The organism is uncultured Roseobacter sp. (genome assembly GCF_947499265.1).
In the GTDB taxonomy this organism is placed as follows: domain Bacteria; phylum Pseudomonadota; class Alphaproteobacteria; order Rhodobacterales; family Rhodobacteraceae; genus Roseobacter.
The window spans coordinates 51,676-73,885 of the sequence record NZ_CANMNK010000006.1 but is presented as its reverse complement, the minus strand read 5'-3'; the positions used below and the strand labels follow the sequence as shown (position 1 = coordinate 73,885).

General features: G+C 58.0%; 14 protein-coding genes. 9 read left to right on the top strand and 5 right to left on the bottom strand.

Features of this window, described 5'->3' with window-relative positions; translation table 11 throughout:
- Positions 1 to 7: 7 nt before the first annotated feature.
- Positions 8 to 1,090 carry a class I SAM-dependent methyltransferase gene (locus tag Q1A63_RS16760; RefSeq protein WP_298972787.1) on the bottom strand — a complete coding sequence of 361 codons (1,083 nt, stop codon included), beginning with the start codon at positions 1,088 to 1,090 and terminating at the stop codon, positions 8 to 10.
- A gap of 116 nt (positions 1,091 to 1,206) precedes the next feature.
- Here Q1A63_RS16760 and Q1A63_RS16755 point away from each other — a divergent pair, with 116 nt between their 5' ends.
- Complete coding sequence (locus Q1A63_RS16755; protein ID WP_298972786.1) at positions 1,207 to 2,247, top strand: helix-turn-helix domain-containing protein; 1,041 nt, start codon at positions 1,207 to 1,209, stop codon at positions 2,245 to 2,247.
- Between the two features lie 160 nt (positions 2,248 to 2,407).
- On the opposite strand, the gene Q1A63_RS16750 is transcribed toward Q1A63_RS16755, so the two are convergent.
- Positions 2,408 to 8,425, bottom strand: a complete 6,018-nt coding sequence (locus Q1A63_RS16750; RefSeq protein ID WP_298972785.1) for a choice-of-anchor I family protein — start codon at positions 8,423 to 8,425, stop codon at positions 2,408 to 2,410.
- A gap of 427 nt (positions 8,426 to 8,852) precedes the next feature.
- Between Q1A63_RS16750 and Q1A63_RS16745 the strand changes: the two genes are divergently transcribed.
- Entirely contained in the window at positions 8,853 to 9,398 is a 546-nt protein-coding gene (locus Q1A63_RS16745) for a DnaJ domain-containing protein (protein ID WP_299632260.1), read from the top strand.
- 123 nt (positions 9,399 to 9,521) lie between these two features.
- Here the strand turns inward: Q1A63_RS16745 and Q1A63_RS16740 are convergent, their stop codons facing one another.
- Both Q1A63_RS16740 and Q1A63_RS16735 read right to left on the bottom strand, forming a co-directional pair.
- Positions 9,522 to 10,298 carry an alpha/beta hydrolase gene (locus Q1A63_RS16740; RefSeq protein ID WP_299632259.1) on the bottom strand — a complete coding sequence of 259 codons (777 nt, stop codon included), beginning with the start codon at positions 10,296 to 10,298 and terminating at the stop codon, positions 9,522 to 9,524.
- Positions 10,299 to 10,358: 60 nt separating this feature from the next.
- Positions 10,359 to 11,072: a hypothetical protein gene (locus Q1A63_RS16735; RefSeq protein WP_298972783.1), complete on the bottom strand. Its 714-nt coding sequence runs from the start codon at positions 11,070 to 11,072 to the stop codon at positions 10,359 to 10,361.
- Between the two features lie 357 nt (positions 11,073 to 11,429).
- Here Q1A63_RS16735 and Q1A63_RS16730 point away from each other — a divergent pair, with 357 nt between their 5' ends.
- The 7 genes from Q1A63_RS16730 to Q1A63_RS16700 all read left to right on the top strand — a co-directional run bounded on the left by Q1A63_RS16730 (position 11,430) and on the right by Q1A63_RS16700 (position 20,170).
- On the top strand, positions 11,430 to 12,179 hold the full coding sequence (locus tag Q1A63_RS16730; RefSeq protein ID WP_299632258.1) for a transporter substrate-binding domain-containing protein: 750 nt from the start codon (positions 11,430 to 11,432) through the stop codon (positions 12,177 to 12,179).
- Between the two features lie 5 nt (positions 12,180 to 12,184).
- Positions 12,185 to 14,488, top strand: coding sequence for an ATP-binding protein (locus tag Q1A63_RS16725; protein ID WP_298972780.1), 2,304 nt, complete (start codon positions 12,185 to 12,187; stop codon positions 14,486 to 14,488).
- Between the two features lie 104 nt (positions 14,489 to 14,592).
- A complete protein-coding gene (locus tag Q1A63_RS16720) occupies positions 14,593 to 15,012 on the top strand; it encodes a response regulator (protein WP_298972779.1) in 420 nt (139 codons plus the stop codon).
- Positions 15,013 to 15,499: 487 nt separating this feature from the next.
- Positions 15,500 to 16,276 carry an ATP-binding cassette domain-containing protein gene (locus Q1A63_RS16715; protein ID WP_298972777.1) on the top strand — a complete coding sequence of 259 codons (777 nt, stop codon included), beginning with the start codon at positions 15,500 to 15,502 and terminating at the stop codon, positions 16,274 to 16,276.
- The gene (locus Q1A63_RS16710; RefSeq protein ID WP_298972775.1) at positions 16,273 to 17,385 is read left to right on the top strand and encodes an ABC transporter permease; all 1,113 of its coding nucleotides are present in this window, start codon (positions 16,273 to 16,275) and stop codon (positions 17,383 to 17,385) included. Before Q1A63_RS16715 ends, Q1A63_RS16710 begins: the two co-directional genes overlap by 4 nt.
- Before the next feature lie 47 nt (positions 17,386 to 17,432).
- The gene (locus tag Q1A63_RS16705) at positions 17,433 to 18,578 is read left to right on the top strand and encodes a substrate-binding domain-containing protein (RefSeq protein WP_298972774.1); all 1,146 of its coding nucleotides are present in this window, start codon (positions 17,433 to 17,435) and stop codon (positions 18,576 to 18,578) included.
- A 446-nt stretch (positions 18,579 to 19,024) separates the two neighbouring features.
- On the top strand, positions 19,025 to 20,170 hold the full coding sequence (locus tag Q1A63_RS16700; RefSeq protein WP_366524375.1) for a serine hydrolase domain-containing protein: 1,146 nt from the start codon (positions 19,025 to 19,027) through the stop codon (positions 20,168 to 20,170).
- A gap of 118 nt (positions 20,171 to 20,288) precedes the next feature.
- Here Q1A63_RS16700 and Q1A63_RS16695 read toward each other — a convergent pair whose 3' ends face one another.
- Positions 20,289 to 22,193 (bottom strand): RiPP maturation radical SAM C-methyltransferase, encoded by a 1,905-nt coding sequence (locus Q1A63_RS16695; protein WP_298972770.1) that lies wholly within the window; start codon positions 22,191 to 22,193, stop codon positions 20,289 to 20,291.
- Between the last annotated feature and the right edge of the window lie 17 nt (positions 22,194 to 22,210).

Sequence of the window (22,210 nt, the reverse complement as noted above, 5' to 3'; positions counted from 1 at the left end):
AACGGCGTCACCTTCGCGCGATGAAATAGGCGTTGATTGGGTCATGCTGCAGGCGCTGCATATCGACCTGCTGGAAGCCAGCGGATGCCAGGAATTCCTGCGCCGTCTCAACGCCCCACATGGCCCCAAGCCCCGGTCCGCCCTGCCCCACCGAAATCGGCGTGCAATGCATCAGGGAAATTGTATAAAGCAGCGGCGCAAAGGGATTTTCCTTGTTGATCTCCAGATCACGCGACCCGCCAATATCCTGCATCAGAAGAAGCCCGCCGGGTTTCAACGATCTGAAAATCAGATCCAGCAGACCCTGTGGATCGCGTTGATCATGCACCGCATCGAAGGCAGTGATCAGGTCACATGGTCCCAGCGTGTCGACCTCGGCCAGATCCTGCGCCCTGAAGGTCAGGTTTGTAAGGCCTAGCCGCTTTGCTTCCGCAGCGCTGTCCGCAAAAGCGTCCGCGCATAGATCGATCCCGGTAAAGCGGCTGGCCGGAAACTTCTGAGCCAGCAGCAGCATCGCGCGGCCACCGCCACACCCGACGTCAACGACATCGATGCCCGCCTGCAACCTGTCACGGAGACCCGGCACAATTGGCAGAATATGATCCATCAGGGCAGCGCCCACGGTTTGCGCGCTGTCCTCTGCCATGACCGCATGAAACCGATCATAGTGGTGATAATGCGTGCCGTTTCCGTCCTGAAAGCGCGCCAGCATCTCCTCTTCGACCGCGGCGGCAACGCCGATGAACTGGCTGGTCACTGCAATGTTGTTGGGCGTTGCGGCGCGCGTCAGAAACGCCGCGTGCTCGGGTGGTAACGTGAAAGACCGCTTCTGCGGATCGTATTCAACCACGTCTGACGTGACCATCACGCCAAGCCATTCGCGAACGTATCGCTCCGCCAGACCAGCTTGGTCAGACAGCTCCTGCGAGGTCGCGCCAGGCAGCGCCGAGAGGGTGTCAAAGAGACCGGTGCGGTGACCCAGCGACGTCATCAGGGACAAGGCAGCGCTGTTCAAAGCGCCGACCATGCGGTTTGCGAAATCCTGGGCCTTGGCCTCATCAATGGGCAACAGGGATGTGTGTTCAGTCATAATCTTGCTCCGAGCGACGCAGCGGAATGCCCCGTCTGTCGACTGTGGTATTGCCGGATGTTTTTGAGTCGTGATATGCGGCCAACAGATCGAAACGGTGAAAATCGGACACACCCATGCCCCATGAACCAACGGCTTGTCGGACGGCTGTGCTCGCGATGCCTTGTGTCGGCACTTCAACAGTCTTCGGCATTCTTGACGTGATGGCGTCGGTCGGGCGCGACTGGGAGGTGCTGCATGGCGCAGAGCCGCGTGCGCCCGCCTTTGCGGCAAAGCTGCTGTCGCTGGATGGTAAACCCTACAGCGATGTAAACGGCCGCGTCATCACACCCGACGGCGCGCTCTGCGATATCGCGCAGCCAGATCTGGTCATCGTGCCGGACCTGCACCTCGATCCATCACAACCGATGCCCGCGGAATTTGACCTAATGGCAGCCTATGTCCTTGATGCCCATGCCAATGGTGCCATCATCACATCCGTGTGCTCCGGCTCGGTTCTGCTGGCGGCCACCGGCCTTCTGGATGGTCTGGATGCCACGACCCATTGGGGCTTTTGCGATTTCATGGCGCGCGCCTTTCCCGACGTTCAGTTGCGACGCGAACGCATTCTCGTTCCGGCGGGGGAAGGTCACCGCGTGGTCACAGCCGGCGGGGCCTCCGCCTGGGGGGATCTGATGCTCTATCTGATCGGTCGATTTGCCGGTGAGCAAGAGGCCAGACACATGGCGAAGCTCTATCTGTTACAGCCGCACACGGAGGGGCAACTCCACTATGCATCGCTGATTGCAGGCCGCCAGCATGAGGACGCGGTGGTGGCCGAGGCCCAGATTTGGGCAGCAGATAACTACGCGGTGCCAAAACCGGTAGCGGCCATGGCGCAAAGGTCCGGGCTCACCGAACGCAGCCTGTTGCGACGGTTTCGCAGTGCCACGGGTCAGTCGCCCGCGGATTACATCCAGACATTGCGCATCGAAGAAGCGAAGCAGATGCTGGAAACAACGGACACGGCCATCGAGGACATCGCGGCAGAAGTGGGCTATTCAGAACCCTCCAGCTTCAGGAACGCTTTCAAACGACATGTCGGGCTGTCAGCTTCGGCTTACCGCAAGAAACGCCTGGTCAATACAATGCGGTTTGATGATCTTGGGACGGTATGACAGCCGATATTGCGCATGGCTTCCTATCTGATCTTGGTCGACCGATGTATCGATTGCACCCATAGAAAATGTCCCCGGCCCAAACCGGAGACATCTTGCAGCATGGGAATAGATCGCCGACCAGATCCTTGATGATCGGCGATCCGCGGGAACCCAATCCTCAGACGAACGAGAACTCGTGGTCGTAATCGAACACGCCCACCAAAGTCACGGTACCCTCCGCGTCGCCTGATGCGGTGATCACTGTGCCAAGATCGTTCTCTTCAATCGCCAGCTCATCCTGGGCGACGCCGACAAAATCCAGCGAATCGCTGTTCTTGTTGAAATCAGCAATCACATCATTGCCAAACATCCCCGAGAAGATGAACTCGTCAGCACCGGCACCGCTGCTCATGGTGTCGTCGCCTTCGCCACCGATGATCGTATCGCTGCCGTTACCGCCGCTGATGACATCATTGCCGTCACCGCCGTTGATGAAATCGCGACCGCGCCCGCCAAAGAGGTTATCGTCACCTTCACCGCCATCGATCATGTCGCGGCCACGGCCACCGAAAATCTCGTCGTCCCCCTTGTTGCCAAAGAGCATGTCATGACCCCTGAGGCCGAGGATCAGATCATCGCCGTTCCCGCCCTCCAGCACGTTCTTGCGGTTGTCGCCAACAAGCGTTTCGCCACCCTCGTCCTCCAGCAGGAAAGTCGCCACAATCGGTTCGTGATCAGAAGCAAAATCGCTGAAGTCGGTGTTGACATGGACCACGTCGATTTCCGCATCCGCGAGTAGGTTGTCGGTGACGAAGATATGATCCAGCGACTGACTGTTGCCCTGGAAGTTGAAGGTATAGGCCGCGTCGCCCTCCAGATTTTCGATCAGGTTGGTGAGAACCTTGGCTTCGCCGATACCTGGCAGATCTTCGGCCAACTCATCCGTGAACTCAAAGGTGTTAAGGTCCCCCAGCACCGAGATTTTAGCCTGTGGGTCGTCGGCACGAATGGCGTCCACCACTTCGTTGAGCGTCAAAGCCTGCTGTTCGCGTTCCGCTTCACCCGCCTGAACGAAGGGCTGCGGTCCGCCAAAGACCGGCGTCGACCCGAACCGGGAGCTGAAGTGGTTGTTGATCAGCGTCACATCGTGGCCGTTGAATTCAAACACCCCAAGCAGCGGATCACGCGTGCCCTCAAAGGCGTCTGAGTTTGTCACACCGTATTCAGCAAGCTTGTCGGATTCGAGCGTTTCGACCTCCTTCAGGTCAACCCGTTCCGCATTGTAGAGGAAAGCGTTGCGGATATTGCCGCCCGGCACGCCGCCGTTCTCGCCATCCTCATCCACAATTGCGCTCACGAACTCATAACGCGGACCACCCGCCGCTTCGATGGCATCCACCAGCGCCTGCAGCGTTTCATCCGCATCCAGCGTGCCGTCATCGGCCACGCCGCTGTTGTCCTGGATTTCCTGCAAGGCGAGGATGTCCGGCGCGCCCAGATTTGTGGCGATATGTTCGCCAAGCTCCGCGATTTGCGCTGCATCACCATCCGCCGGTGCCGAGGTGATGTTGAGCACGTTGTAGGTGGCCACCGACAGGCGATCATCCGTGCCTTCCAATTCCGTCACCTCGCGGTCGTTCTCACTGGGCGTTTCCACCTCGAAGCTTTCGGTGACGCGCACTTCGAAGTTACCGAAGCCGTAGTCGACGACGCCGGTGATATTGGTCAGCGCATCGCCCACCGTGACGTCGAACTGATCAAACCCGTCGGGCAGAAGATCGCGGTCGTATTGCACCTGGATCTTTTCAGGGTTGAGATCCCCGGTCCCTTCAGCATTTGCGTTGATGGTCAGCCCGCCCCGGTCGTTGAGACCGCCTGTGGGCGAGGTCACACCCGCACCATCATCTGCGACCACCCAGGATTCGCCAAAACGGTTGGTGGCGCCGACAGCGGTCGGATTGTCGATGGTGACCAGCATCCCTTCGAGGCTCTCGTAGAAATCGATCCCATCGGTTTCCGGATTGAAGGTGCCCGGTTCGTCCTGCAGGTTCACCGGCAATTCGCCCTCCGAAATCACCACATCGGTCGGCGGTGTCCGGCCCGCAGCCCCCAGCACAGTGGCCGCTGGCAGGGCATTGCCGCTGCTGGTGACCTCGATCTGCGCATTGCTGATCTGCGTGGTCGAGAGGTTGCCGGATCCGGCACCGCCCGGGATGAATTCGCTGACTGTGCCGCGCAAATCGATGGCGTCCCCGACAGAGACAACATCCGTGTTGCCAAACCCGGTGAAGACAAAGATCGCATCGGAGGTGGCGTCATCGCCGTCACCCTCCGGGTCCTGAAGATAGAAACCCGCGCCATCGATGGCCGTGACGATGCCGGTGGTGCGCACCTCTTGCCCTTCAAAGGCGGAGACATGCCCGGCCCCCTGGATTTCCGAGATGGTCAGACGGGGTGCCGCAGCGGTCAGATCGTAGACGATGGTTGTGCCCGAAATCTCATAGGCCACGGCAATCTGTGCATTGCCCGTGGTGCTTTCCTCAGCCGAGATAAAGGCGATGGTTTCCGGGCCATGACGTGCCACATCGCCGCCGGGCGTCGTGTCGACAAAGGCAGGTGGGATATAGTTGACGAAGCTCGCATTGGCCGGATCGCTGATGTCATAAATCATCACGCCGCTGTCCCGCTCCAACCCGATGAAGGCGAAGGTATCGCCATCGACCTCACCGATGATGATCGCCTCAGGCTCCGGGCCCTTGGCATCGGACCGGTCTTCGTCCCCATCGGTATCACCGTCATCGTCGTTGAACCGCTCAGGGGCAAGATTGGCGATGATCTGTTCGAATTCGGGGCCGGAATCGAAGACCAGATTGCCATCCTCATCAAAGATCGAAAACGACCGCGAGGAGAAGGTATGCAGCACGTCAACGTCGCCGTCGCCATCTGTATCCCCGTCGATGGTGGAGACCTCAAGACGCTCCAGCCCGGTGGTGTCGACGCTGTCGTCCAGCAGCCCGTCTTCGGCCAGATCCTCGACGCGGTCCTCATCGAAATCGCGGCTGTCACCTTCATTCGCGGTGGCAATATAGGTCTGACCGTCAATCTCGAAGCTGGAAATCGCATCGGCCATACGGAAGCCCACCAGATTGTCGAAATTGCGGATATCGATGACGCCGTTGTCATCTGCATCGAGCTTGCTCTCGCTGCTGAAATCGACTGTGCCGAGCGAGAAGATGTCAAAGATCTCACCGGTCTCCAGATCCACCTTCGCAATGGCGTTGTTCTCTTGCAGGGACACAAAGGCGGTGCTGCCATCGGGGCTGATCGCGATGTATTCCGGCTCGACGTCCTCGGCGAGGCTCACCCCTTCCTGAATGCGGATGCCAGCGTCACGCGCGACATCTTCGAGGCCATTGAACGCGGTGAAATCCAGCACGTTTGCCACCGGCGCGGTGGGATCAGTTGTGTCGATAATCGCAACGGTCCCCAATGGGTTGTCGTCATGATCGCTGTCGTCGTTCTTTTCGCCTTCGCCTGCGACCAGAAGCTGCGTGCCATCGTCGTTGAAGGTGAGCTGATCCGGCAGGTTGCCCACATCGACGCGCGACAGGAGCTCACCCGTTTCCGCATCAAAGAGCGCGACAAAGCCGGGTTGCGACAGGTCCACGGTTTCGCCGAAAACCATTTGTTCGACAACGTCGCGTGCAACTGCCGCGGCCACGACACCGTTCTTGACCGCCACGGATTGAACACCGTCGTAGCCATCGAGACCGGAAAGGTCGATGGACATGGCAAGTGCGTCACTGGCAATGTCAAAGACATCGATCCGGTCCATCTCGCCGTTAGTGACATAGAGCTTGCCATCCTCATGCACGACGACTTCAGAGGCGCCTTCGCCCCCTTCGCCTTCGAATTCCGCGACAATCTCAAAGCGCAGCTCCTCGCTGGCGAGCGGCACGTTGACGCTGTCATCCCGCACAGACAGGTTTTGAATGCGGGTATCGCTCTGCGCGTCGGTATCTGCCAGATCAAACGACGTGCTCCCGTCCTCCGGGAAGTTGTCGGTCAGGAAGTCAGATAGTGCCTGCTGTTCGCCAATACCAAGGTCGGTCACGCTGGAGAAATTGCTGAACGGATACCCGTCGCCGCCACCGGCCAGAAAATCCAGTGTCACAACCTTGATCGACGCGGGCGCACCCACTGCAACCTCGCCATCGGTGATGATCTGCTGGATCGCGGTGCCGTTTTCATCAATCAGCACAACATTCTGGATGCGTGCGCCCTCGGTGGTGACAGTGCCGCTGCCGTCCAGAACCTGCGCCTCACCGCTGGGATCAAACGAAAACCGCAGACCGCCGACCTGGGGGAACTGCCCCGGGGTGGCGCCATCTTCGGTGGCCGCCACGCCATGTTCCAGAATGATTTTCAACTCCTCGGGCGTCAGTTCGACAATGGACAGGCCATTGTCGAAACGCAGCGCATTATCGATGTCCAGCTCCGAAATCTCGCCCGCATCCTTGCCCGACAGCGGGTTTGCCGCCGTGGGCAGGCGCGAGGAGGTACCATCGCCATTATCAACCAACTCGCCGATCGAGGCACGGATACCGCCACCGTTCTTGATCGACACCACCACCTCGGGGTCCACCTCCTGGGCCGCCGCCAGGTTCGCATCCGCCGTCAGATTGCCGAAATTGGTTTCTTCGGTACGAACCGCTTCGCGGGTACCGTTCAGGAACACGTCGCTTTGCCCTGCGATATCTCCGTCGAGCGCAGTGACAATGCCCGTGACCTCTTGGGTCAGGTTCTTGACGTCCGTCGCCATCTGCGAGGCGGCGATGGCCTCCACGAGGGTTGCTGCCCCGGTGACGTCCAGAACCCCCTGCTCATCCGTTGCAAAGGCGCCTGAGACGTCTTCGTCAATCGAGGTGGGTACGATATTACCATTATCGTCGAATTCGACCACCAGACGCCCGACGTAGGAATATTCGCCATCCGTCGAAACAATCGCTGTCGGATTGCCATCCGCATCGTCCACAATCACCGGGTAGGGTTGATCGGCAGTATCGCCGGGGCGCAGCCGATCCTGCGCATCTGCGTTGATGGTATCAGAGCCGCCTGCGACAATGACGTCCACGTCGCGCAACAGGCCCGCCAGCTCCTGCTCCAGGGCGAATTGCTGCAGGTGGCTGACCAGCACGACCTTGTTCAGGTCATCGGCTGTTCCCAGCGTGTTGTCCGCACCGTCGATCAGATCATCGATCACCGGCTGCAGCACAGCGGCCAGCGCCGCCATATCGTTTGCGCCGGGGTTGGAGACGTCATCAATGTCGCCGGGCGACGAAATCGACGCCAGGAGCTGGGTTGTGGCGCCCACCACGCCGATTTGCTCACCTCCGGCCTCAAGGACCGTGGCCTGCGCAACCTTGCTGTCATTGGAATCCGATGCCGTCGCTGCAGGGTCCGCGGGGTTGTCCCGCGCGCTCAGCAGATCGGAAGCAAAATCGGTGTTGGGCAGGATCTCGTTGGTAAAGAGCGCACCCACATCGAAGTCTTGTGAGAAGTCCAAATTGGCGCTGAGGTATGGAAACTGCGCACCGGGCGTGTCGACTTCCTGCAAGAAGTTCACCGTACCGTAGCGACCGGAGGAAAGCGCGTTGCCCTCTTCGCTATCGTAGTTGATGATGTTCTCGAAGGCATCCGTGCCAGCGTCGAATTCATGGTTGCCAACTGCCGAAGCGTCAAAATCAAGGGCGTTCATGATCGCAATATCAAGACGCCCGGAGGCGGTATCGATTTCCTCGAAGTAATCGGCAAACCCATCCCCGTTCACATCCGTGGTGTAGACCTGATCGAAGGTGACCGACCCAGCCGTGATCTCTGCCTCAATTTCGGCATTGTCGAAAAACCCATCGCCGTTAGTGTCCGCGGCCGGATCCAGAACCGAAGTATCAATTAGTCCAAACAACGCGTTATAAAATCCTTCAAAGGTCGCGCTCAGCCCGAAATCACCGCCTGCATTAAAGAAGGGGCCGGGAATATAGTTGTCGCCTGCGGACAAGAGAACAGATGCGGTACCGTTATCTGCTGCATCCTGTTCAAGCGCATCAACGACGGCTGCGAAATTTGGCGCGTTTTCAATCGCGTCCAGTCCACCCTCAAGGTCGGATGCGTGAAGAATTTGTAGCGTGAATGTCATGTATCGTGGCCCCCAAAATGGTTCTTTCTATCCGCAAGGATCGTTCAACGGGGGCAACCGACACCAACACCAATGCAGACAAAGCACTGGATCCGACGTGTTTACAATTTGACTAAGGCAGCGCCTGCCCCCCAGCGTATTGCTAGGTGCAGAACGTAACAGATTTGATACACGCGCCGTACAGACTTGTGAAATCGTTGCGCTTTTCGGCGAAAAACGGGACAGGCGACCTTCAATGCAACGGTCGCTACAACCGCCTGCGTGCCTGTGTATTCTGTCTGCTACGCCGCACCCTCCACCAAATAATAACAATGTGCTAATGGCCGGTACGACAGTTAACCACGAATACTTATCCGAGTATTCGTTTCAAATTTTTCATAATATAAAAGAAAAAGTTTAACGAATTCCGCAACACTTTGGAGCGAAAATGGCAGCTACACCAGAACATGCCGCACGTGTTTTAGGCCTCGGTGACGATGCCACGCTCGAAGATGTGCGGCGGGTCCGTCGGGCCATGGCGCTTAGGCATCACCCTGATCGTTCCAGTGATCCGAGCCGGTCATCCCGTCACTTGGCGCGTATCAATGCGGCCGCTGACACTTTGACGGCACATCTGAAAAAAACCGCTCTCCCCCGGTCGAAGCGGGCAAGACCGGACTATCGCAACTTCGCGCAACAGAAAACGGCAAGCGGTCGTTCAGGCCAGTACAGTGGTCAATGTCGTCGAGCCGCATCGGCACAATCAGCGCCAGACAACCATGCCGAACGCACCGAAAAAGAGACGCGGTCGAAGACCTCCGCACCTGTTTTGAACATGATCACAAGCCCTGAAGGCGCTGGACGACCCTCCGCCGCTGACGGCGCGCTGATCCGTCTGGCTGCGGCGTCCTATCGCACCGTTCTAGACCAGATCAGCAGGATTGATACCGGCCCAAGAGTGGATACACGAGCCCTTTGCTACCCCCACATCTAAATGCGCCGCAGCGGGTCTGACTGCCAAGCTCCCTATTTGCCCTGTGACGTTTTTCACGACGCCGATGATGGAGCGGGAACGATCCGAAGCGCACGGAAGGCTCGGCTCTCCTTCGCACAAACTTCAACGCGCCACAGCAGTCAATTGGCTTGGAAGCGGGCTCTGATTGACCCAGGCACGCACCGTTTCCGTGAATAGCCTTGGGTCTTGATTGCACCACGCGTGCCCCAGTTCGGGAACGGTTCTTGCGGTGCATTGGGGCATCAGCTGCTGAAAGTCGGAAAGCGATTGCAGAATGGTGGGATGCTCTTTTTTTCCGGCGATCATGAGCGTCGGCACGTTGATCTCAGCAAGCAGGTCCTGCACGTCAAATACCGAAACGAGGTGTAGAAGCCTCCTGAGGGTGCGCGGGGATAGATTGGCCGCACCATCGGCCCGGTCGTAGATCTCCGGCGTTGTGACGCCCAGCGACGCTGCCATCCTTTTACGAAACCATTTCAACCGGATAAGCGGCGAAATGGCCCCCGCAAAGAGCTGCATCATCCGCGGGTTCGGGATGGCGCCCAGGTGAATGCCACTAAGCATCGCCCGCGATATCAGCTGAGGATGCCGCGCCATCAAGATCAATCCGACATAGCCCCCGAAAGAGAGCCCAACGAGATGCACCGGGCGGTGCCGTGGTTTCTCAAAAAGCAGTGCCGCAACGGTATCTGCGGCGTGCGCAAGGGTCTGGAGTTCGATGTTGCGGGAGTATCCGTGACCGGGGAGATCGGGAAGCAGACAGCGCATCTCCGGCAGACCGCCTGCAATCTGCTGCCACATCGTTCCCGAAAAGCTGCCTGCGTGCAGAAACAAGATCGGATCGCCCTGCTGGGAGCCCATTTCTGTGCAATAGAGCATTTTCGAGACAACCTTTCGGGCTTTGATGTCATTGGTTTCGCCGGCGCGGCACCCGCCGATTTACGTTGCGCCAGCTTCTGACCAGGACAGGACCTCATTAATCCAGGCTGGATCGGCGCGATAGAAAAAGCCATGCGCCGTTCCTGCGTGGAATGTCATGTCGTCGGCCTGCGAAAGCTGCGGGTTGCGTGCAAAGAGCGGGGCGCAGGAAAAGCCCAGGTCGTCGGCCACATCGACCATTGACAGGATTGACCCCTGCAAGCCGTCCGCCCGCCGATCACGGCCATCCACAACACCTGATGTGCATCCGGCCATCACCACGTATCGCAAAGATGGGATTTGCAACCGCTTCGCCGTGAGCAAGGTGATGTATCCGCCTTTGCTGAAGCCAACCAAGGTGATGTTTTGCGCTGGCACGCCGTGCGATATCATTGCGTTGATCTCTTGGGTCAGGAAATCGGAGTAGTGGAACGGATCGGTATCGCCTACGCGCAAATGGGCAATGACATGCGCCTCGGTTCGGGCGAGAGCTGCAACAATATCGCCGTATGCATACAGTCCAAACCGCGGCGATACAGGGTCGACCCCTTCGGTTTCGATGATGCGTCCGTGGACGTAAATGATGTATCGCTGATCCGTGTCAGGGGTCTTTGGAAAGGTGGAAAACACCTCACCAGCAGGTGCCGCGCTGGAAATCAAGACCATCAACAGCGCCGCAACCATGGATCTGATCAGGTCGCCATACCTGTAAATGCATCGACTGGATTTACCCATCGTTTGGGCTCCACGCCCCCTTGGCTTGCTTCGTTTCTGGCCTCGGTTTGTCTGCATGTTCGGTTTCCTGTGCATCCGATTTTATTGCCCCTGCCTAGATGGGTGGACGGGAATTCGAAATGGCTGCGCAGCGGATTTGCTTCCTTCCCTATAAGAGCGGACAGCGACGGGGCGGATGCGGGAAAGTTGCTCTGATCCGCTGTCTCAAGAGGACGCTTATTGGACGAGAAAGGCGCCTCTGTGCAATAAAAGTTCGTGGCGACTAGATCATTCGTCTTGCTACCCTAGCTTGTAATCTCAGGCTATTTATTCATACAATCGCCGACAGATTTGCACAGGCGCATAGGTGATCCTCCCATGTCATTGTTGAAAAAATGGTTTTTTGTTCTGACAATTGCTCTTTTTCTCCCGAAAAGCCCTGCCTTTGCGGATGAAAAACTGATCGTGGTGGCCGATGAATGGCCACCTTTCTCCGGAGGGACATTACCGGGCCAGGGCATCTCGATAGACGTGACACGTGCGGTTTTGACACGTGCCGGATATATCGTGGAAACGGCGATCCTGCCCTGGTCGCGTGTGGTCAGCGGCGCCAAAGCTGGCGACTATGATGTTGTGACCAGCCTGTTTCTTGACCCGGAAATGCAGGTGTCGCTCAGCTATTCCGACGCGTTTTTCAAGACGCAGGTGAAATTCGTTCGAAAGAACGGATCGGATATCATGTATCGTGGGTTGAATTCGCTGCAGCCCTACACAATCGCAGTGGGGACGGGCTTTCTCTATGAGCCCGAATTTGACGGCGCGGATCACCTCAACAAATTCGAGGTCACAACCACCCTTCAGGGCATTCAGATGGTCGCGGCCGGTCGCGTTGATCTGACGCTGGACAGCACGCATGTGATACGGCACTCCATTCTCGGTGCGGACCCGGCGCTTTTGGAACAAATCGAATTCATGGACCCAGCATTGGCTGATCAGGAAATCCATATGGCGGTCTCGAAACTCAGGCCCGACCATGAAACCATCGTGTCTGACTTCAACGCCGCGCTTGCTGAAATGCAGGCAGATGGGTCGCTGGCCACGCTGCTCATCAAACATAATCTGAACTAGCCTAGATGCCCGAGCGATCAAACAACCGCCTTGCGTTCAAGCTGCTACTTCTTGTGCTGCTGACTAGTGCGCTGCTGTCGGTCATTGCCACCTCGGTTCAGCTATATCTGACATTCCACCGACAGGATGCCACCCTGCGCGAGGTCACCCCGCAGATCCAAAACGGGTTTGGGCAAAGCCTCAGCCTGGCGCTCTGGTCTTATGACGTCCAGCAGGTCGATCAGATATTGGACGGCATCTTCTCGAACCCTGACATCGCGTCGATAAAACTGTCTACGGACGAAGGCAGACTCTGGGAGCGTGTGCCGAGTGATCCCGACGAAATCCTCCAGCTTGACAAGATCGAACTTGTATACCGCGATCAGGCGCGTGGGGTTACCCCGCTTGGTACGCTTGAGCTGGGCCTCAGCCGCGCACGCATCTGGTCAGATCTCTATGCGCAGGTGCTGGTGGTCTTCTTGTCAAATGTTGCCAAGGCCGGGTTCGCTTCCATCGCCATCTTTGTGATTTTTTCCCGGCTGGTCAGTCGGCATTTGCGTCGGATCGCCGCCTACGTCTCAGAACCGAATTGGCTGACGGATGGCCCGCCGCTTGCGCTGGACCGTCCTGATACGTCGGTTGTGGATGACCTCGATGCGATCCTGGCTGCGGTCAACACCACGCGCACCCGGTTCTCCGACGTGAACAGCGACCTTGGCGCGGCGTCCGAACAATTACGCGTTGTGCTCGACACGACGATGAACGGCATTATCGGTCTCGACCAGCATGGCGTTGTCGATGTGATCAACCCCGCCGCACGGCACATGCTGGGCGGAAAATCACAGCAAACGCCCTTCCAGTGGCCAGAAAGGATCAAGTTCCTGGACATCGTGGACATGCGCCCGCTTGATGCCTCGTCGGACCCGATCAATCGTGCGCTGGCGGGTCAGGTGCTCACCGGTGAGACGCATTTGATGACACGGGACGGGCACCACGAGAACCGCTATGTGCGCGTCTCCAGCGCGCTGGTGGAAGATGAAGCCAGTAATTTGCGGTGTGTCATCGTGCTAGACGATGTGTCGCTGCTTGAAAAAAATCGGCAGCAGATCGAACGCAAGGGCAGGCTTGACGCCCTTGGCCAACTGACCGGCGGCATTGCCCATGACTTCAACAACCTGCTCGCAACGATCCTTTATGCCATGCAGCTCACACGGGCAGATAACATCTCCGACCGCTCAGACCGGGTGCTGAAGACAGCGCTTGGCGCTGTTGAGCGCGGGCGCGAATTGACCGGTCGTCTGCTGGCTTTTGCCAAGCGCCAACCCGGCCTCGCAAAATCGCGCGCGCTGGCGGATAGTTTCAGAGAATTCGAAGCACTCGCCCGGCCCGCCATCGAGGCGAATGTTGACATTGTCTTGGTCCCGCCGGATCCGGAGCTGCTTGTCTATTGCGACCACGGTCAGTTGGACAATGCATTGCTGAACCTGGTCCTGAACAGCCGGGACGCCATCATGCGCACTGGCAAGGGACGCAAGATCATCATCAAGGCACGCGCGCTGGATGAAGTGGATGTGGACCTGGCGCTGCGGCGCGAAGACCTGCATGCCTATATCACACAGGGCATGATGGAGGAGCACGCCGAAGATGTCGCACGCCATGATGCCCGGGCGTATCGGTATGTGGAAATATCGGTCACGGATGACGGACCCGGCATGACCGATGAAGTGAAGCGGCGCGCCATCGATCCGTTTTTCACCACCAAGGACACCAACTCCGGCACAGGTCTGGGCCTGTCGATGGTCTATGGCTTCATTCAGCATTCCGACGGCGAATTGCGCATCTACTCCGAACTGGGATACGGCAGCACGATCCGCATGATCCTGCCCCGCGGAACAACCGAAAACGAACGCGAAGCCCCGATCACGCGCCTGCCCATTCGGCGCGGCAACGGTCAGCAAATTCTTGTTGCCGAGGATGAAGAGAGCCTGTTGGTGGTGATGGAAGATCTGATCGCCGAACTGGGGTTCAGTTTCATCCCCGCGCGATCAGGACCGGAAGCGTTGCAAATCATTGAAGACGGCACGCAGGTTGATCTGCTGCTGACGGACATTGTCATGCCCGGCGGCATTGGCGGTTTTGAATTGGCCAGCCGTGTCCGGAAACTGCGCCCGGGCCTGCCGGTTGTTTACATGTCGGGCTACACCGGGTTTACCTCTTCTGAAATGGGAAAGGTCGTGGCACCGATGGTGCAAAAGCCCTGCCCGCCTGTGGAATTGGCTGAAATCCTGGCAGAGGCGCTCGCCGTGACATCGAAGGTAGATGAAAAGTGAGCGCTGGTAGGGATGCTTGTCGAAAACGAAACTTACTGCCCCCAATGATGGCTCTGTGGGATCCGGACCATCCACTCGAACCAAACGAACATACGGAGTAGCCGGTGGCCAAGATACTATTGATGGAAGATGACGAGAGCCTCGCGACCGTGCTGAGCGAAGTTCTGACCGCGGAGGGGCATGAGATCACGACATGCACCTCGGCCACCGATGCTTTTGCACATATTTCTGCGGCGAAGTTCGACCTTTTGATCACTGACATCATCGTGCTGAAAGACAATAAGTCAGTCCCCGATGGTGGTATTTCCCTGATCTCCAGACTGCGGGGCGCGCTCAGCTGGAACCTCGAACCCTGGATGAAAGAGATGCCGATCATCGCCATTTCGGGCGCCATTCATAACCAGGGAATGGCCGATCTGCTGAATATTTCGCGCGACCTTGGCGCTGACATCACTTTGGGCAAGCCAACGGATACCAAGGATTTGCTGAACGCGATCAACCTTCTGCTTCGGAAATCCCGCTAGGGCGTTTTGCATGATGGCCGCCGCGCGCGTGGCGCTCGATTGAGGCATTGGACAGGTCACGGCAATCGGTTGGCTTGCGCAAAGGCCGAGCGAGTCAACGAGTCGGACCGGCGTTGAGATCGCCCGTTTTCCCTTCCATGGGTCGCTCAGAGAAATGCTTCCAGCATGTTGTCTCACGCCCATCTCAACCTTCACTGCGTGTCATCATTTCTCAAATTTTTCAAAGCTCTAGGAAAATATATCTCTCTCTGACTGCCCACGTTACCTGACCCAATCTGATCACCGTTACAATTGACTTGACAGGTGGCGCAATTCCACAAATGCTAGAGCTACGTTACCGGTAACCTAGATTTGGCTGCCTGTCGCGCGGGGGAGGCAAGACAAAAAGATGACTGTCTACGGGCAGCATCGGTGTGACCACTTACGGGTCTCATGTTTTTCATCTTCACCGCAAAACGCATGAATGAGACCCTGAAGGAGCAGCGCGATGTCCGACCCCACCCCTATCATCGAAATGCACGGCATTACGAAGCGTTTCGGTGGCGTCACCGCCCTGCGCAATGTCGATCTGACGGCCTATGCCGGGGAGGTGCTTGCAATCGTTGGGGACAATGGCGCGGGTAAATCAACGTTGATCAAGGTGCTGACCGGTGTGTATCAGCCGACCGAAGGGCATATGACATTCGACGGCGCGCCCCTGGTCATGTCGAGCCATGCGGATGCGATCACCAATGGCATCGATGCGGTTTATCAGAACCTTGCGATTGCCGATCATCTCACACCTGCGCAAAATCTCTTTCTCGGCTCTGAGCTGACCAAGCGGGTGATGGGCATCCCGATCCTCGACAATCGCGAAATGACCGAACAGGCCACCGCCGTTCTGAAAGACAGATTGGGCGTGCAGCTCAAGAGCATGGATGTGATGACGGAAAGCCTGTCGGGGGGACAGCGGCAGGCCGTTGCGATTGCGCGCGCGGTACGCCACGACGATTTGCGGGTACTGGTGATGGACGAACCCACCGCCGCCCTTGGTCCGCAGGAAACCGCGCGGACGCTGAAACTGATCGAAGTCCTCAAGGACCAGGGCCTGGCCGTCATCGTGATCAGTCACGCGCTGGATGATGTCTTTGAGATTTCAGACCGCATCCACGTGATGCGCCGCGGCGAATGTGCGGGCGTTGTGCGCACCGCTGAAACCACCAGCCAGGAAGTCCTGGGGCTCATCACGGGCGCAAATCTTACACAAGGAGGTGCCGCAGCATGAGCGCCGCAGCCACACCCACAAGCCTCGCCGCGCGGATCGAACCCTACATGGGCATCCTGGGGCCCATGGCTATGATTGCCATGATCGCGCTCTTCATGGGCGCAGTTGAACCCGCCCGGTATTTCCGGATGTCCAACATCAACCAGATCCTGTTGGATGCGGCCCTCTACATGCCCATGGCCATGGCGATGACCTTTGTCATCACCCAACGCGGGATTGATCTGTCGATTGGGTCCGTTGCCGCCCTCTCTGCCATCATGATGGCCTTCCTGATCAAGCAATACGATTTCCCCGCGTGGGTCGCGGTGATCATCTGTCTGGCGCTTGGCGCGGGCATGGGGCTGATCAACGGTCTGGTGATCACGGTCTTTCGGGTGCCGGATCTGATCGGCACGCTGGCCATGGATCTGGTGTATCGAGGCTTTGCGCTGGTGCTGGCCAAAGGCCTCGTGCTGGCCCGGTTTCCCGATCTGATCACCGAGATAGGGCGCGGGCAGACCCTGCAATTTCTGCCAACACCGGTCGTCATTGGCTTGCTGACGCTGATTGCAGGCTACATTCTGCTGCGCGCCACACATTTTGGCCGCTACACCATCGCCATCGGATCGAACCCCGAAGCCTCGGAGATGACCGGGATCAGCGTCGACCGGCACCGCGTCTATGCCTATGTTCTGATGGGCACGATGGCCGCACTGGCAGGCCTGATGCTCACCGGCAAGCTGAACGCGGTGCAGGCAACCTCGGCCCCCTATTTCAATCTGCACGTCATCGCGGCGGTGGTTGTGGGGGGAACGTCTCTCTTTGGTGGACGTGCTTCGATGATCGGGTCTCTGGCCGGGGTGCTGCTGCTGTCGATGATGATCAACGCGCTGGTGACACTGCGGATCGAATTCTTCTGGCAGTCGGTGGCCTCCGGCGTCGTCATCATCCTGTCGGTCGCGATCTACACCTGGCTGCAAAAGAAAGACCGCGACGGCAGCGGTGGCATGGCGGCAGTTATCGCCAATCCTGACAACCGGAAAATCGGCCTTCTGGCCATTGGCCTGGCCGTCGCAATCCTCGTGCTCCTCGCACTTGGTGCGGCCCTCGGCGGCCCGGCAACCACCTAAAACAATCGACCGGGGGCAACCCCCTTTTCATCACCATGGGAGGTATCATGATGAAAACGTATCTACGCAAAGCGACCTGTGTCGCGGCAATGCTGGCAGGCAGCATGGCATTTGCCGATGGGCACTTGCCGCTCAAAACCCTGCCTAACGATGGCGAACGCGACTATTGGGTGCCTGAACAGGTCAACGCCGAGGGCACTTTGGAAGCGCTGCAAGCCGTCGTCGGGGCCGAAGCCGTGCCCTTCAAAGGCAGCCTGGAAAACCCGATCCAGATCGCTCTGATCTATCCCTCGGCAGACACTTCGGACTTCTGGGCGCGCAACTATCTGGCCTTGGTCAAACGACTGGACCAACTGGGCATTGCCTATGAAACAACTGAATTCGCCTCGCGTCAGATTGAGCATTCGCTGCAATCCACCTACGCATCGCAGGTAGACCAGGATGCCGATCTCTATGATTTCGTGATTTTCGGTCCGTCGGAATTGGCGACACAGGCCGACAACATCGACAAGCTCTCGGGCAATCCGGATCTGACCACCTTTGTCTGGGCGTTCCACACGCCGCTGACCTATCTGGAAAACCAACCGGCGAACTGGTTTGATTTCTCCTCGGCCTTCGGTGCGCTCAAGATGTGCGACTATATGCTCGGACGCTTGGGGAATGATGTCACCTATGCGATGAACCGCGGCATTCCCGGGATCACCGACAACCAGCGGTCCGGTGATTTCAAGGATTGCGTGGCCGAGAAAGGCAACTGGAACGCGGTCTATGAGCACTACGGCGAATACCAGCGCGAAGGTGGTTTCGAAGGTACCAGCCTGATCCTGCAGGCCTACCCCGAAGCCAAGATCATCCACAATGCGAACACCGCCATGGCCATGGGATCGGTCGAGGCACAGATCGCGGTTGGCGCTGAAAAGGATGTCTTTTCAACCGGATGGGGTGGCACCGGCCTGGAGCTGGATGCAATCCGCCGCGGCGAGCTGGACGCAACCCCGATGCGGATGGGCGACGATGTAGGTGCCGCAACGGCCGAAGCGATCAAGTATCATCTTGAAGACCGCGCCTCGGAACTGCCGTTCGTGTTCCTGGGTCGGATCACCATCGCGCATGACGAAATGACGGTGGAGGAAATCGATGCCCTTGAACAAGAAGCCTTCCGGTTCTCGGGCGTGGGGGCGCTTGACCGCTAAGCTTCCTTGACCACGAAATGTAACGTTTCTTGACTGAGGCGAGCCGACGACCCTGAAACCGAAATTCGGCTTTGGGCGACCGGCTCGCCTTTTCAATCTGCGGTAACCCAAGCGTGGGTACTGGCATCTGCGGGTAATAGGATCTCGATGCGCACATGATCCAATGTCGCATCCATTCCCACGGTCAAACGCAAGATCAGCGCAGGCAAGAGAATGCACCGGAAGAAGCTGGTCAGGTGAAAGTGCGAAGTACACCGAAAATGCCGGCCTGCCGCAAAGCTGATTTTGGTTCTTTTCCAGGGGGTTCCTTAGCCCTGTTTGAACGAAAAAACGCGCTTCACTCTTGGAACGTCGGTCAAAAAATACGTAACGTTGCGGTGGCAGCCCAACGCCCCCTTCACGACGGCATTTTACTCAGTCAGACTTCATAAAAGAGACATCTGATCATGCACGGACATTTGGCGAAAGTCATGCTCGCGGTCGGAGTTGCAGGCATTGCGGTTGCCGTCGCCTGCACGTCACAAACTCCCATTGTGCCCGCTACATGCTCCGCCCCTGCGACCTATGCCGGACCATCGCTGCGGGACCCGCTTCCAAAGTCGAGCGTGACCCTCAACCCAGCAGCACAATCCGGTCTGTCGGAAACTGAAATAACCCGTCTCGCCGCAAATTTTGACACCGCCTTCCGGGCAACCAAAGCCCGCTCAATGACTGCCGCCGTTTGGCAAGAGGGTGGATCGCCCTGGGCGCATCAGGAGGGCTCCGGCGCAGAGCAATTGCACTATTGGGCAAGCGTTGGGAAAATCGCCACCGCTGCGGCCATTCTTCGGCTGCAGGCCGATGATCGCCTCTCTCTCGACACCCCGATCTCCGATTATGTGTCCGGTGTGCCGAACGGAGATCTGATCACGTTGCAAATGCTGCTGAACCACACTTCCGGCTTGTTCAGCGCGAATGAAGATGCGCAGGTGCGCAAAAACAGTGCCGTGCTGGATTTACCCGACCTTATTGACGTCCTGAACCGGCGCGGCTCCTACGCCTGCCCCGGCACATATTGGCGCTATTCCAACTCGGGCTACACCCTGCTCGGCGTGGTCCTCGAAGAGGTAACCGGTAAACCCTATCATCAGGCGGCAACGGACCTGGTGCTGTCGCGCAGCCGGGCACCGCGCATACGCGTGCTGGCGCCGGACGATCCCCTCACTGACTTGGCCCCACTTGCAACCGATCAATTTAACCCGGCGCACGCACAGGCTGCCGGAGGTGTCGTTGCCGATGCAGGCAGCATGGCGATTTTCCTGCAGGACCTTTTTGCAGGAGATATTCTGCCCACTGCACAGGTCGAAGAGATGTTTCATGACCTCTATCCGATGGCGGATCCCGGTCTTTGGTACGGGCTGGGCGTGATGGCCTACGACGTGCCCACTGCCGAAGGCCCGACGCTCTGGCTTGGGCACTCCGGTGGCGTTGAGGGTGCGAAAGCCGTTGCTGCTTATGTACCGTCACGGCGCGCCATTGTCACCTTGGCACTGGCTGGTGACGGATCAGCAGAGGCTGCGGCCAATCTCCTGTTATCGGCATTGGACGACTGAAGTAGATCAAATCTTCGCGCCCCGGTACCAATGAGACAGTTCCGGCTCTTCCCACGCCACGGCAAGCGGAGATGAGACGGATATACTCATTCACCTGTGAAAAAATCACCCTGGCCCCTCACGCTTCGACGCTTTGCCCGGCCTCCTGAAGATTTCGAGCGCGGATTTCCGACCAGTTGGGCGCACACTTATAGCCCCCACCAGCAAGGGGGAGAGCAAGCAATGTGCGACGTTCCGACACGAGGGCGCTGATCTCCAGCAGCCCGTCAATTGCCGCCTCGATCTCTTTCGTTTCGTAATCGGGCGCCAGTTGCTCGACCACGCGATGATATGAATTGATGCAGCTACACTGGCGGATGATATCCGATTCAAGTCTGCTCAGGTGCGATCTACGCTTTGACGGGCCCCGATGGTCGATCAGCGTAAAATCCTGTGCCGTTTGATCCTCGATATAGTAGAGCGCCTGCCCGTGGCATTCGATCCAGTTGGTGACAGCGGTCCGGGTACAACGCGAGTATTCATGCGCCGCATCAATGCCCGCGCCCGACATCTGATGATGATAGCTGAATTGCCCGAGATCCTCGCCGACGCCTGCGTAAATATAGCGATAAGGTGCGGCCGGAGAGAGATCGACATTGTAATCCGCCGGTCTTGAAAAATATGGGCTGAACCGATCAGCACGCACCGGCGCAAACGCGGCGGGCGGTTGTAGATGGTGCAGATGGGGGATCAGATCCGCCATCCGCTGATAGCTTTGCGGGTCTTCATCGGGAAATCCGAAGATGAAACCCCAATCGACAAAAATACCCGCCTGCGCACAAAGCTTAAGGGTCTGAATGTTCTGCAGCGCCGTAACGCCCTTTTTCATCAGCTTCAGAATACCGGTATCGAGCGTTTCAATGCCGGGCTGGATCTTGCGAATACCGGCTTTGGCCATTGCGTCGATATGTTTGGGAAACAGGTTGGATTTGACCTCGTAGTGCATCAGGTAGGGGTGCGGGTCATCGCGCAGCATCGGCAACAGGCTGTCAAAATAGGCGTAGTCCAGGATGTTGTCGACCACCACGAAATCGGCACCATACTGATCCGCTTGATGGCGGAATTCGGTAAGGGCACGCTCAGGCGACTTGCTGCGGTAAGCCATCGAATTTCCGTTCAATCCGCAGAACGTGCAATGGTGCTTGGCCCCCCACCAACAGCCGCGCGAGGTTTCGATGGTGGGCGCGGGCTGCAACAGGTCGCTCAAACCGGGTGTGCCATCAAAGCTGGCGTAAAAGTCTGAGAAATCGGGGATCGGCAAAGCGTCCAGGTCGAGGACACCGGGCGTTGTCTGGCTATCGGTCGCGCCGGCCTCTCTGGTCAGGATACCGGCCACGTTCGGGAGCACGCCCGTCTGCAGATACATCTCAACAAAGGTGGGAAAGGACATGTCCCCTTCGCCGCTGCAGACCGCATCGATTGCATCAAACTGTTTCAACAGGTTCTGGCCCAGCTCCGCCTCGCAATTCGCACCACCGAAGATGATCGGAATGTGAGGGGCCCGCAATTTGAGAGCCTTAGCAAAGGCAACCGACGCCAGATTTTGCTGAAACGAGGTCGTGACGCCAACCAAGGCAGGCTCTTGCGCGGCCACCGATGCCGCACAGCTGTCGATGAAATCCCGGGTTTTGCTGCGTGCGGACAGCGCGAGGCTCATGAGCTGGAGCACCTCCAGTGGTTCCGCAAAGTCTGGCAGGACGGTCGCGAGGTATTCCATATCCAGATCTTCGGGTCGCTCGAAAACCAGATCGGAGAATATCCATTCTCCTAAAAATGCCTGATAAAAATTCTCATGGGAGAGCATGAGATAGGATTCAACGCCGATCCTCGTCGCGAAGTCGAATGCGAAGTAATCGAGCGCGCATTTTATGCCGCGACCCCGCAGCGCCGTCGTCAGCAGGCTGGCACCCAGGTTCGGGTATTGCAACGAGGTGAAGGGCAAGGAGACAATATGAACACCTCGCCTCTTTTCATGCGGCGTCATTTCCCAGCGCTAAGAGC